Below are 13356 nucleotides of genomic sequence, written 5' to 3' on the forward strand. Positions count from 1 at the left end.
GGTGTTTTTATATTTCATGAATGAATGAGTAAGTTTTAGAAAATCCAGGAAATAGAGCCTTTCAGGCCGCTTTCTGAATAACGGACCCCATACTGCCCTGTGTAAGACACCCCTACGCGGATGCGGTGTGTTACCTGCGCTTGAAGCCCAACTTTTACGAGTGCTGCATCCTGCACCAGCGGCACCCCGCCAACTTCAAAGTCAGAGCTGCCAGAAATCAGCGCTTCACGCGTGGTGGGCGTAATCGCACCAAAGGCGTGACGATAACCAACGGTCATACCGGGGATCAGCACAGCTTTTCCAACCTTCACGCGGGAAGCCAGACGCGTGCCGAAGGTTGCATACGTCACACTCGTATCCTGCCCATGGCCATAGAGGCTGGCAGCCCCACCATGCTCACGGTAGGATTTCGTCTGCTGGTTGATGTAGGCCACATCCCCAAACGGTTCTGCCGTCACACGCCCAAGATCCAGCCGGTAGCCAAGGTCTCCAAACGCCTGCGCGGTGCCGCCATTATAGTCGCTGTTCTGCCGGTCATAAAAACCGGGGAACGCTACAGTGCGACGGGTGGACAGCATGTTCCACGTATAGGTCGCGCCCATCCGCAGGCCCAGACGGTTCCAGTGCGTGCTGGCATACCCGCCCAGTGTGACGTTATCACTCCGCCCGGAAGCCGCACGGCCTGACGTCGAGAAGCTGGAATGGCCATAACCAACCAGACCACCAATATGCCAGCCCTGAATGGCAGATGTATCAGCCCCCAGCACAAACCCGCCGGTGGAATTGCTCATCCCCGCCGCGTTGTCGGTACGGCCGTTCCGGCTCCAGCTCCCATAGGCCTGCATCCACAGCGTTTGCCCCGCATCGGCATGGCACTGCATCCCCTCCTGCACACGGCCATGGACGGCAGTTTTAGCCGTGCCGCTCTGCGCACCCGGCAGGCAGTCCGCTGCCCGCATGCGGTCAATGGCCACGTCGCGGATTTCATAGGCATCCTGAATCAACGCCGTGCGGGCTGAGGCATGAATTTCGCCGGAAAGCGCATTAAACGCCCCCCGCGCCCGGGAAAAATCCAGAGATGTAATCGGGCGACTGACGTCAGAGGTCGGGGCAATACCATCCAGTGCCGTCGCCACACTCTGCTCATTGCGCGTCTGGGCTGCATCCGCAAAGGCCGTGCTACTGCGAGCAATGTCCAGCGCCACCAGATTGGGCTGATAGGAGACACCCGTCGTCAGGAACGGATAGAGAGCGGCATCCCCACTCAGGTTGCTGACAACCTTGCCAAACTGCCCCTGAACACCGTCAGTCGCCGTCAGAATGGTATAATGCTGCCCCAGAGACGGCGCGGGCGTATCAGCAGTCGCCATCGCCATAACCGTCCCGCCCTGCAGAACAGCCTGACCATTGACCGTAATGGTGCTGGCCGTCGCATTCCCGACACGGGCAAGGTAGGTAGACGCTTTACCCAGTGTCAGCGAGCGGTCGACCGTCATGGTGTCCGGCGTCACACTGTTGGCGTGACCGGGTGACACATACCCACTGTTGACGGACAAACCACCGGCAAAATGGCCAGTGCCGGTAACAAGACCCGTGGATTCAACAGCACCAGTCGTTACACCGTTATTTTCAAAATGACCGGCATTTTCAACCTGCGTTTTTTCCAGACGCCCCGTCAGGATGAGTTCGCCCGCCTGACCAATGCCGGTCTTGCCGGTGTATTCACTGGTCCCGGTCAGCGTTTCCTGCCCGGATGCAATAATCAGCCCACCATGGGGCTTACTGACCTGCTCCGGAGGAATATGTGTCGTATACAAAACCAGAAATGGAGACGGCACGGCGTCCGGGAGCTGTGTCCCTTCTGCATAAAAATTCTGAAGAGAACCGCTAAAGGTGCCAGACGCCTGAGACAGCACCAGCGTATTGTCACCCAGCACAACCTGCCCGCTCCCCGTCAGAGAGCGAATGCTCTGCCCGCTGGTGGAGCGCACGATATCCAGTATGCCATCCACCCGCACGTTGGAGGACTGTGCAATACTGCCCGGACCGCCAATCCCCATCCAGCCTTTCTGGCTGATTGTGGTCGCTCCGGTATAGGTATTGGTGCCAGTCAGATAGGCTACGCCATTGGACGCAATATCAAGACCATTTGTGCCGGACAGAACGCCAGCCAGCCCCAGAGGCCCCATATCCTGCGTGACCGTCAGGCCATTCGAGAAGTTTGCCGCAGTCACATAAAAGGGCGTGTAGCCGGTAACAGCGCGTAGCCGTCATACGTGTAAGGGTTGCTCCCCACGGTCAGCTGATTGCTCTGGTCCCCACCATTGCCATCTCCCGTGGAAATGCTGACCGGCTGCCCGCCAAAGACCTGCCCTGTTACAGTAAGCGTCTGGCCGGGGTTAACGTCGGTATCATACCCATCGCTTCCGGTCAGACCCGCCGCACTTGCCTGCTGCTGCAAGCTGGGGCTGCCGAGAATAATGCTCGGTGTGCCAGAATCCAGCAAGGTTGGCATCGGCCCCGTGCTGAGGCTGTGGTTCAGGGTATAATTAAACAGCACATCAAACTGATGCCCGGCATTCGCACCGGACAGAGGGAAGCTGCCAACCACACCGCGCCAGGGCACCTGTGTGAAAAACTGAGCCCGCAACGCCGGTGTAAGATCCATAATCAGGCAGGCTGACCCACAGTCACCGGGCGTGGTTGCTGTGCCATTGGCTTCAACAATATAGCCTGTCTGGGTCAACTGCCCCGGCACACCGCCATTGTCGCCCGGATAAACAAAATCCCCGGCTCCGACAATTCCGTAAAAATGCCCTTCGTCCGGTGCTTTACCCTGATCCAGAGCCTGCTGCCATGACAAATCCTGATAATAGGTCTGGTCAGGCAAGAGGCCGGGCGTATCGCCGGGAATGACCTGACCGGGACTGCCGCTCAGGCTCTCCGGGGTGGCGATAGACGCCTGAATGACAGCAACACCCAGCCCGGCGGATGTATCGTAATTCGCAACGTTCTTCCCCGTTGTGCTGTTGTAAAACTGCACGCTGGAAACCGTCGTATCGGATTGCAGATACCCGTAAGTCCCGTCCCCATACATGTAACCGTAGGGGGAGCTTACTGCTGTGCCAGCCTGTGTGGGGAACCAAGCAGGCCCGTTCTGGTTGCTGTTCATCCCCACAGCAATATTGAAAGAGTCTGAACCGGTATCGAACAGATATTCTTCCGGCTGGGCGTTATTCACCCCGACTTTGATCCCAAGCCGGCCGAAAGAATATCCGCTGTCATTTTCCGTAATAACATCCAGCGGAATTTCTGCTGCGCGGGCCTGTTGTTCGTAACAGGCGAAGACACAACTCATCAAAAACAACCGGCACGATACCGCACGAAATGACGTCATCAGAACTCTCAGAAATAAGGTTTTCTTAAAACATTACCTCCTCGTTATAATGTGTCCGGATTGACAAGAAACTCTTTTCTAAACGTATCGTTATGAAATCGTTATAGTGTGACCAGAAAGCCTCACCTCCGGATATCCCACTCCAATCTGCTTTAGAGAGCTGGTGCGCTGAACGTATCGCACTGCCGGATATCGCCAGTTTGCAGCCCCCGGCTGAACCAGTTGACGCGCTGGGCGGATGTGCCATGCGTAAAGCTATCCGGCACAACATAGCCCTGCCCCTGCCGCTCCAGACGATCATCCCCCACAGCGGACGCCGCATTCAGCCCCTGCTGCACATCGCCCGATTGCAGGATGCTCTTTGCGTCATTCGCCCGCTTGGCCCAGACCCCGGCAAAACAATCCGCCTGCAGCTCCGTCCGAACAGAAGCGCCCGTTGCACCGCGCTCGCTCATGCCACCATTCTGCTTTTCAAGCTGCGCCATAATCCCCAGCTCGTTCTGGACATGGTGCCCAACCTCATGCGCCACCACATAAGCCCGCGCAAAGTCACCCCCAGCGCCAAGCCGGTTTTTTAATTCCTGAAAAAAGGCGAGATCCAGATACACCTTGTGGTCCGCCGGGCAGTAAAATGGTCCTACGGACGTTTGCGCATACCCGCAGGCAGACTGCGTGCCGCCGGAGAACAGAACCAGCCGGGGTTCATGATACGTGCGGCCCATCTGCTGAAAATAGGATGTCCAGACATCTTCAGTTGACCCCAGAATACGCGCAATAAACTGCTTCTGCGTATCCGGCCCCTGCGCAGACTGCTGCGGCGCGACAACAGCACTCTGCGTGCCGGACGACGCGCCCCCTTCCAGAAGACTGAAAACAATCCGGGGGTCGACCCCAAAATACAAAGCGCCGAGCGCCAGCAGAATACCGCCGATACCGATCTTTAGCGGGGCACGGCCACCGCCACCGCCGGAACCGCGCTGGTCATCAATATTCGTGCTTTCCCGCTCATCATCCAGACGCATGCTTTCTATCCTTCTGTGCCTGATAGTCCGATCATGCGCTGCTCTTTAGCATGGATCAGCCCCAAATACGGCAAGAAGAAAAGCACCCTTGCTTGCGAGACACTCAGGCGCGCAAGGCGCTCCGCCACCAAGACCGTCGAGCCCTATCGTCCCGGACGTGTTGCGACCTTTCTTCTGGCAAAACCGAGAAAGGGTGCGTCTCGTAGCAAGCCGGATCAATCACCCACCCGGCAGCCCCACCATGATGATGGCTCAGCATCTCAATCGACCACCGCTCTTCCGCCGCATAGGCACCCCCGACCGGGTTATCTCTAAGGCTAAACGAGGTGCTTGGTCCGATTTTCCAGCGTGTCGCACTCAGGCAGTGTGACGGGGAGCCAGCCAGAAAAGCTGAGCGATAGAGCAGAAAACCTGTCGCCCCGCGCTCATGCGCAGCCCGTTGCAGGCGGCGCGTTGTGCTCAGGTCAGGCGCGGTGCGGCTATCAACCACCACAGCGCCAACGCCCGGCTCCCGCAGCACGTCTTCACATAAATCCACAAAAGAGGCCTGCGTGGCTGTTACACAGATCAACCGCCCCGGATTAAGGCCGGCCTGCTCAACGCCCGCTACACACAGATCAAGCGTCTCCTCGCCAATCCAGATAACAGCACCTGTCGTGCGGGCCAGAACAGCCGCCACAAAGCGCGCCGGCTTGGCGGAAACCTGTCGGTCACTCCCGGCGCCGAAAAATTCGTGAACGGTCCCTTTTTCCAGACCGCCGCCCAGACGGGCATCAATTTCCGCAACGCCCGTGGAAAGCCTTTGCGTGATGGAACTGGCAGCGCCGACGGTCATCCGGACAATCCGGTCCCGCAGCAAATCCAGTGTATCCGAGTGTGATGACGCCATGAGTGCATCCCTCCTGTTCCGCTTTTTATAATGAGAACAAAACAGGAACTCAAGGAATTTCTACCTGCGTCACCCAGCCTCCACCATCCCTCCACCGCGCCTTCAAGCCCTTTGCATCTCTCAAACATGAGGTGAAACAGCATCAGTAAAAATGGAGAATACGCTCTTCCGCACCCTGAAACGCACAGTACTCAGGCTATACCCCTCCGGGGTTCTGGAGATAAAACGCATGATTATTATGCTCTTTACAACAGCCTCAGGGTGCTTTCTTAAGGGGATATTCCCGGAATAGAGGCGAACACTCTTCCCATGCGCCGTTCAGACTCAGCCCCCTTTGCACTGGCGACACTGTGTCGCTGGCTGATGGTGTGCTGCGTTCTGCTGGGGTTTTGTGGGCAGCTTTTTCTACAAAGCAACGCTCTGCCGGATGAAGCACCCCGTGTGACATTTGAGCGGCTGACCGGCCTGCAAATCGGCCCGGATCAGCCCTCTGCTGCACCCCATGTCATGCACATGGCTGGCGACCATATGCTGAAGATGGCACACGCCAAAGCGCCTCAGCATTCCGGCCATCATCATGATGGTGCGTGCCCACTCTGTCCGCTGCTGCACCTGCCTGTTGTTATTTTCAGTGTGGCGTTCCTTGCCGCCCTGATTCTGATCGCCTGGTCTCAGTCAGCCTACGGCACGCTTCTGCCGCGCGCGCCGCCGCTTCTCGCGCTTGCCCTCCGGCCACCGCCTACGGGGCCACCAGCCTTCCTCTGAAAACGATACGCGCTGACACGCAGGCCTTCAGGACACCTGAACGCCTGTGATGTCGGCTGTTTCCGTTTCAAGGAAAGTCTCAGCACAATGTCTTGTTTTTTTGTTCGGCATGCCGCGCGCACCAGCCTGCTTGCTGCCGGTTGCGCACTGGCCTGCACAGTCGCCCGCCCATCCGCTGCGGACGCTCAAAGCCGCCTGCCTGCAACGCCAGTTTCAACAAAAGCCTTAGCCTTACCCGCCACACCAGCCTCAGAAGAGGATGCCGCAAGTCCATCTACCGAGCAGGTCACGGTCAACGGAACCCGGCATCACATGTCGCCCAACCCGGATACGGCCAATCTATTTCGGCACAGTCTGGGATACAGCGCCTATTCGGCTGGCGGTGTGTCCTCTTTGCCTGTTCTGAACGGGATGGCGGATGAGCGTGTGGCGACCTTTGTCGATGGCATGCGCATTCCCTCCGCCTGCCCCAACCATATGAATCCGGCCATGTCCTATATTGACCCGGATGCTGTCTCGTCCGCCGTGGCCATTGCTGGCATCACCTCCGTCAGTCAGGGTGGTGACAGCACCGGCGGCACGCTGGAGGTCAATCGGAAAGACCCGATTTTTTCCAGCACGTCCAAACTGCTTGTGACAGGCCATGTCCGGGGGGATTATCGCAGCAATGGCGGCGGATCCGGTGCGTCTGGATCTCTCACCACCGCCAATGACTGGCTGAGCCTGCGCTATACAGGCTCTTACAGCCATGCCAGCGACTATCACACGGGAGGCAACGGCCGGCGCGTTCTATCCACCAGCTATCTCAGCTTCAATCACGCCGTGACACTGGGGGTAAAAAAAGAGAACCATCTGCTGGCGCTCACCGTCGGTCAGCAGGATATCCCTTACGAGGGCTTCCCCAACCAATACATGGATATGACCAATAACCGCTCCACTTTTGTGAACGGCAAATACAAGGGCGATTTCAACTGGGGCACACTGGAAGCACGCGGTTTCTGGCAGCGGGTCGACCACGCTATGAACATGCTGGCCGACAAAGGGGGCCATACCGCCACAACCGGCATGCCGATGAATACGGATACCCGCACGGCAGGTTATTCCGTCAAAGCGACCATTCCCCTCGGCCGGAAGCATATCCTCGGTCTGGGCAGCTCATTTGACCATAACGGTCTGAACGACTGGTGGCCGCCCCTGAGCGGCAGCATGATGATGGGGCCAGACACGTTCCATAATATCAACCAGGGGTACCGTGACCGCCTCGGCCATTATATAGAATGGAAAGCCCAGTGGCTGCCGCGCTTTTCTACAGAACTCGGACTGCGGAATGATCTGGTGATGATGAATACCGGCCCGGTCGCCCCGTATTCATGGACCGGCATGATGAGCATGGCCGACGCGATGGCTGCCAAACGCTTTAACGCAGCCTCGCGCGGGCGCACGGACACCAATTTTGATGTCACGGCTCTCGCCCGCTGGACGCCGCTGGACAGCCTGACGCTGGAAGGCGGCTATGCCCGCAAAAGCCGCGCCCCCGGCCTGTATGAACGCTATTCATGGGGTGAAGGCGCTATGAGCACCACAATGATCGGCTGGTTTGGAGACGGCAATGGGTATGTCGGCAACCTCAACCTGAAATCGGAAATTGCCAATACGCTCAGCACCACCCTCACCTGGCATGACCCGGTGAATGATGCGTGGGAACTCAAGGTGCAGCCGTATTATACCTACACCCACAACTATATAAATGTAGTGCGCATTGGCGCGCTCTCTAACGGTTTGTCCAAGCTCCAGTTCGTCAACCACAATGCCCGGAGTTACGGCATCAACAGTTCAGGCTTTGTCAGGCTCTGGAAAAGCCCCGCTTTTGGGACAGGAGAACTCAAAGCCAATCTGAACTGGGTGCGGGGGCAGGATCTGATAAACCACTCCGGCCTGTACCATCAGATGCCTGCCAACGGCTCCATCAGTCTGCATGAAACTTATGAAAACTGGACAGGGCACGTCGAAGTCACTCTAGTTAAAGCCAAAAGCAGTGTGGACTGGCTGCGCAATGAACCCCGCACACCGGGTTATGCTCTGATGGGTCTGGGCGGAAGCTATCGCTGGCGGATGCTGACACTGGATGCCAGCATCGAAAACCTTCTGAACCAGAAATACTATCTGCCGCTGGGTGGTCTTTCTCTGGGGGATTATCGCGCCACCGGGGTGCTGAGTCCCCTCGCCGGTTTAGGGCGCTCCTTCAATCTGAGCCTGAGCGCGACATTCTGAATTCTGGCAGCGCCCTGCTTTGCGATTTTCCTGATGGGAGATCGGAAGGCAGGGTGACCTGTCTAAACACAGGTTTACAGCGCAGAGTTGAATAACATCCTCAGCGACACGATATAAAAATTTGATTTTTTGGGAAAGATTGGCTGGGAGACCTGGATTCGAACCAGGGCTGACCGGGTCAGAGCCGGTAGTTCTACCGCTAAACTATCTCCCAGCAAGGAGAACCGGGAGGCTTAAAAGGCCGCCTCCGCTGCGGTGACGACTTCCTAGCACCGTGAATTAGGGCGCGCAAGTGCCTAAACGAAAAGAAATGTCGGTTTGTCACATAATTGTCTTGCTCCTTTGGCCGCCCTCCCCAAAAATAGTCTTAACATGAGTCAACCTCTTACTAAGGACCGGACAGATGGATCGTATTCCCCCCTGGGCCGGCCGCCCGGACAGACCAGCTTATCCTTCACCCTACTCTCGTTCTGCCGAAGATGAGCTGTTTGCCGCGCTCGACCTGGGAACAAACAACTGCCGTTTGATGGTCGCGGCGCAAACCGCTGGCGGCTTCCGCGTTATTGATAGCTACAGCCGCATGGTGCGGCTGGGTGAAGGCCTGCACCATACAGGCCGACTGGGCGAACCCGCCATGGAACGCACGCTGGACGCACTGCGCGCCTGTGCTGAACGTGTCGGCCGCAGGCCCATCAAAAATATCCGTGCCGTTGCAACGGAAGCCTGCCGCCGCGCGGTGAACGGGTCAGACTTTCTAAACCGCGTGCGGACGGAGACCGGGTTTCACATCAATATCATCTCCGCGCGGGAGGAAGCCTCTCTTGCGGTAGAAAGCTGCGCCAACCTTGTGCACAATCCGCGTTTCGGACCTGTGCGCAACCGGGCGCTGCTGTTTGATATTGGTGGCGGCTCGACGGAAATTGCCTGGGTACGGGTCGATGCGCCACGCCAGACGCATGAGCTGATCGGCTATCTGAGCCTGCCGGTTGGGGTCATTACCCTCTCCGAGCAGTTCGGGAGCACGGGGCATGATGACCCGACCGTCTATAAAAAGATGGTGGACCACACCAAAGCGGCTCTGCAGGACTTTGAGAGTGTGCACCGGATTGGCCCGGAAATCCGCCGCAAGCAAACACGCTTTATTGGTACCAGCGGCACCGTCACCACTCTGGCCAGCCTTGTGCTCAACCTCCCTCGCTACGTTCGCGCGGCGGTTGATGGCTCACAGCTACCAGCCACCAGTGCGCGCAAGGCCGTTCGGACATTGCAGGATATGGGGCATGCAGGCATAGAACAGCATCCGTGCATCGGGCCGGATCGTGCCCCCTTTGTTTTGCCGGGCTGCGCCATTTTCGAGGCTATTCACGAGACCTGGCCGGTGGAAGATATTATTGTGGCGGACCGAGGCCTACGGGATGGCATGGTTCTGCGCATGATCCGCAAGAATGGATCTGTATCCAGAAGACTCCACAAAGCGCCCATGCTCAATGGCCCCATCCCTTTTCTGCACCCTATTCAAGCAACAGGTTCATGAGCGACAAAAAATCCGGGCCTCCCCGGAAAGCAACTTCTCTCCGCGTTCCGGGGCGTGCCCGCACCAGCAGCAGCGCCCCCGGTTCCAGTCATTCTCTGGATGACTCATCAGCCCCGCGCACAATGCGCACCAAATCCGTCAGCCTCCGCACGGCGCGCGGACGCACAACCGCGCAGCAGCGCTGGCTAGCCCGCCAGCTGAATGACCCTTATGTGCAGGCCGCCCACAAGCAGGGCTGGCGTTCACGCGCGGCCTTCAAACTGATTGAACTGGATGACCGTTTCCACCTCATCCAGCCGGGCATGCGCGTGGTGGATCTGGGTGCCGCACCTGGTGGCTGGACGCAGGTCGCGGTTAAACGCGGTGCGAATCGCGTGGTCGGGGTTGATCTGCTCCCGGTGGACCCCGTTGCAGGCGCCGAGATTATTGAAGGCGACTTTACAGACCCGGAGATGCCGGACCGGCTGGTGAGCCTGCTGGATGGCAAGGCGGATCTGGTGCTCTCCGACATGGCCCCCAACACGACCGGCCATGGCCCGACGGACCACATGCGCATTATCGGACTTGCGGAAGAAGCCCTGTATTTTGCGTTTGAAATTCTGGCGGAAGGCGGCGGTTTTGTCGCCAAGGTGTTTCAGGGCGGCTCGGAAAAAGCCATCCTGGATGTCATGAAGCAGGCCTTTACTCTCGTGCGGCACGCCAAACCGCCAGCCAGCCGCAAAGATTCAAGCGAACTTTATGTCGTGGCGACAGGCTTCCGGCCTGATCGCCTCAAAGAGGCTCAGGCCAACACCTGAGCCTGCCGGAGCGGAATGAACAGGCAGGCCTCAGGTCAGCCTGTTATTTCCCCCACAGCCACGCAGCGCCCCGCACGCCAGAACTGTCACCATGCTGATTTTTCAGCAGTTCCGTGCGGCATTCCGGGGTGATGGCGTATTTCTTCATCACCTCAGGCACGCGGGCATAGATCGTCTTCAGGTTGGAGACGCCACCGCCCAGCACAATCGCGTCCGGATCTACCATGTTGATGACCAGCGCGCAGGCACGCCCCAGCCGGTCCACATAGGTATCCAGCGCCTTAATGGCAGCGACATCGCCCGCAGCAGCGGCTTCTTCAATACCGTCTGCACAGCGCTGCCCTTCACCCTTCCATGAAGCCGCCAGAGCAGGGCCGCACAGGAAGCGCTCCAGACAGCCCTCATTCCCACAGAAGCACTTCGGCATGGGGAACTCGTCTTCCCGCACCCACGGAAGCGGGATATGGCCCCATTCGCCGGCAATGTGATGCAGGCCTGTCACCGGCTCACCATTGATGACAAAGCCGCCACCCACGCCGGAACCAAGAATCACCCCGAAGACAATCTTGCGGCCAGCCGCAGCGCCATCCACCGCTTCAGACAGCGCAAAACAGTTGGCATCATTCTCTACCTTTACCGGGCAGCCGAGCACCTGCTCCAGATCTTTGCCGAATGTCTGGCCGTTCAGCCATGTAGCATTTGCATTCTTGACCCGCATTGTGCGGGAATCAATGGCACCGGGGATCCCGACGCCCACCGTGGCAGTCCGGGCTGTACGCCCACGTCCTTCTTCCACGAGATCCCGCAATGTCACGAGCAGATCATCGTAATTACCGGGGTTTGCAACACGATGCCGCAGAAGGATTTCCCCTGTGGAATCAAGGGCTGCTATTTCGACCTTGGTTCCACCAACATCGATTCCTAAACGATAATCTGACATACAGCGACCCTACGTCTTCTTCCGGCAAATGATTAATATGCCATGCGGCATGGGATAAATTAGTGAACTATGCAATCACACATCTTCCACTCTCTATACAAGGCTCTGTGTCATGAATGAGGCTGTTCTTGATGCGCGGGGGCTTGGCTGCCCCCTTCCGGTTTTAAAAGCCAACCGGCTTTTGCGCGGCATGCAGGCGGGAGAAAAGCTCCGCGTTCTGGCAACAGACCGGTCCTCTATCGTGGATTTTCAGGTGTTTTGCCGGGAAACCGGGCACGCGCTGGTGGCCTTTTCGGATGAAAATGGTTCCCTTTCCTTCACCATCCGGCGGCGTGCGGATATACCCTCACCGTGAGGGCGGTATGTTTTATTGCGCATTCTACCCCCGCAAGACTTGGCAGATACACGCTTATCGGAGTAATGCCTGCCCCTCATGACGGATAGGAAGACCTGCGCCATGTCGGATAACATCAAGTCTCTGTCGTTTGAGGACGCACTCTCCGAGCTGGAGAAGATTGTGCGCGGCCTTGAAGGCGGCCAGCTTAAACTGGAAGAGGCCATTGCATCCTACGAGCGTGGGGCAGCCTTACGCCAGCATTGCGAAACCAAGCTGAGCGAGGCCGAGGCCCGCGTTCAGGCGATCGTGCAACGGTCTGACGGATCGTTGACCATGAAACCTATGGATTGAGATGTCGATGACTGACCCGACAACCATCGCCCCTTCCCAGACGCACTCCTCAGCCAATGGGCCCCTGCTCAAGCAGGCCATGGCGGCCCGCGCCAAAGTGATTGAAGCGACAATTGACCAGCTTATCCCGCCCACCAGCGGTGGGGATGCGCGTCTGATTGACGCCATGCGCTATGCCACGCTGGGCGGTGGCAAGCGCCTGCGTGGCTATCTGGCCATGGCAACCGCCAGCCTGTTTGATGTGCCGGACTGCCAGTCCGCCCGCGTTGCGGCCTCTGTTGAAATGCTGCACGCCTACTCACTGGTGCATGATGATCTGCCGGCCATGGACGATGATGATCTGCGCCGCGGTCAGCCCTCCACACACCGCAAGTTTGATGAAGCCACGGCCATTCTGGCTGGTGACGCTCTTCAGACCAAAGCGTTCGAAATTCTGGCGGAAGCCGAAACGCACGAAAGCACGACTGTGCGCATCGCCCTGATCACCGCTTTCGCGCAGGCCTCAGGCGCTGCAGGGATGGTGGGTGGTCAGATGATCGACATGGAAGGCGAAGGCCGCGCCCTGCCGCTGGAAGAAGTCCGTCACCTGCATGCCCTGAAAACCGGCTGCCTGATCCGCTACTCGGCCGAAGCCGGAGCCATTCTCGGGCAGGCCAAACCGGAACTTCAGCAGCGTCTGCGCTCCTACGGCGCCAATATTGGTGCGGCCTTCCAGATTGCGGATGACGTGCTGGACGCCACAGCCACGGCTGAAGAGCTGGGCAAGACGGCGGGCAAGGATGAAGCCTCTGGCAAATCCACTTATGTTGCCCTTCTGGGCATTGACGGCGCACGCGCCGAAGCAGAACGCATGGCCAAAAGCGCCATTGAAGATCTTGCTCCGTTTGGAGAGCAGGCCGACCGCCTGCGAGATCTGGCCTATTACGTGATTGAACGCAGGAACTAAGAAGAATGTCGGACAAGCCCCAGATTCCCACCCTTGGCCGTTTTCCTGCTCTGGACCGGGTAGCCTACCCGTCTGACATGCGGAACCTTTCGGTCGAGCAGCTCAAG

Annotated in this window: 12 protein-coding genes and 1 tRNA gene; 7 read left to right on the top strand and 6 right to left on the bottom strand. The window is 58.2% G+C overall.

Annotated elements, in window-relative coordinates; translation table 11 throughout:
* Window positions 1–35: 35 nt before the first annotated feature.
* The 4 genes from AD930_RS18155 to AD930_RS02140 all read right to left on the bottom strand — a co-directional run bounded on the left by AD930_RS18155 (window position 36) and on the right by AD930_RS02140 (window position 5308).
* Window positions 36–2234, bottom strand: a complete 2199-nt coding sequence (locus AD930_RS18155; RefSeq protein ID WP_244150462.1) for an autotransporter family protein — start codon at window positions 2232–2234, stop codon at window positions 36–38.
* Window positions 2231–3358: a hypothetical protein gene (locus AD930_RS18160; protein ID WP_208598543.1), complete on the bottom strand. Its 1128-nt coding sequence runs from the start codon at window positions 3356–3358 to the stop codon at window positions 2231–2233. Before AD930_RS18160 ends, AD930_RS18155 begins: the two co-directional genes overlap by 4 nt.
* Window positions 3359–3549: 191 nt before the next feature.
* Window positions 3550–4419, bottom strand: coding sequence for a KPN_02809 family neutral zinc metallopeptidase (ypfJ, locus tag AD930_RS02135; protein ID WP_061491246.1), 870 nt, complete (start codon window positions 4417–4419; stop codon window positions 3550–3552).
* Between the two features lie 103 nt (window positions 4420–4522).
* Window positions 4523–5308 (bottom strand): ImuA family protein, encoded by a 786-nt coding sequence (locus tag AD930_RS02140; RefSeq protein WP_061504929.1) that lies wholly within the window; start codon window positions 5306–5308, stop codon window positions 4523–4525.
* A gap of 309 nt (window positions 5309–5617) precedes the next feature.
* On the opposite strand from AD930_RS02140, the gene AD930_RS02145 reads away from it, so the two are divergent.
* Together AD930_RS02145 and AD930_RS02150 are read left to right on the top strand one after the other, a co-directional pair.
* Entirely contained in the window at window positions 5618–6073 is a 456-nt protein-coding gene (locus tag AD930_RS02145) for a DUF2946 domain-containing protein (RefSeq protein WP_244150463.1), read from the top strand.
* Between the two features lie 87 nt (window positions 6074–6160).
* Entirely contained in the window at window positions 6161–8344 is a 2184-nt protein-coding gene (locus AD930_RS02150; RefSeq protein WP_061504930.1) for a TonB-dependent receptor plug domain-containing protein, read from the top strand.
* A 140-nt stretch (window positions 8345–8484) separates the two neighbouring features.
* On the opposite strand, the gene AD930_RS02155 is transcribed toward AD930_RS02150, so the two are convergent.
* A tRNA-Gln gene (locus AD930_RS02155) sits at window positions 8485–8558 on the bottom strand.
* A gap of 189 nt (window positions 8559–8747) precedes the next feature.
* Here AD930_RS02155 and AD930_RS02160 point away from each other — a divergent pair.
* Window positions 8748–9878: a Ppx/GppA phosphatase family protein gene (locus AD930_RS02160; RefSeq protein WP_082781622.1), complete on the top strand. Its 1131-nt coding sequence runs from the start codon at window positions 8748–8750 to the stop codon at window positions 9876–9878.
* Window positions 9875–10675: an RlmE family RNA methyltransferase gene (locus AD930_RS02165; protein WP_061491249.1), complete on the top strand. Its 801-nt coding sequence runs from the start codon at window positions 9875–9877 to the stop codon at window positions 10673–10675. Before AD930_RS02160 ends, AD930_RS02165 begins: the two co-directional genes overlap by 4 nt.
* Before the next feature lie 43 nt (window positions 10676–10718).
* Here the strand turns inward: AD930_RS02165 and AD930_RS02170 are convergent, their stop codons facing one another.
* Window positions 10719–11615 (bottom strand): ROK family protein, encoded by an 897-nt coding sequence (locus AD930_RS02170; RefSeq protein ID WP_061504931.1) that lies wholly within the window; start codon window positions 11613–11615, stop codon window positions 10719–10721.
* 112 nt (window positions 11616–11727) lie between these two features.
* Here AD930_RS02170 and AD930_RS02175 point away from each other — a divergent pair, with 112 nt between their 5' ends.
* From AD930_RS02175 to AD930_RS02185, 3 genes are all read left to right on the top strand, one after another.
* Window positions 11728–11970, top strand: coding sequence for a sulfurtransferase TusA family protein (locus AD930_RS02175; RefSeq protein ID WP_043549995.1), 243 nt, complete (start codon window positions 11728–11730; stop codon window positions 11968–11970).
* Between the two features lie 78 nt (window positions 11971–12048).
* Complete coding sequence (locus AD930_RS02180; RefSeq protein ID WP_373320526.1) at window positions 12049–12303, top strand: exodeoxyribonuclease VII small subunit; 255 nt, start codon at window positions 12049–12051, stop codon at window positions 12301–12303.
* A 1-nt stretch (window position 12304) separates the two neighbouring features.
* Window positions 12305–13249 (top strand): polyprenyl synthetase family protein, encoded by a 945-nt coding sequence (locus AD930_RS02185; RefSeq protein WP_082781624.1) that lies wholly within the window; start codon window positions 12305–12307, stop codon window positions 13247–13249.
* Window positions 13250–13356: the final 107 nt, after the last annotated feature.

The sequence above is a fragment of the Acetobacter malorum genome (assembly GCF_001580615.1).
Lineage (GTDB): Bacteria > Pseudomonadota > Alphaproteobacteria > Acetobacterales > Acetobacteraceae > Acetobacter > Acetobacter malorum.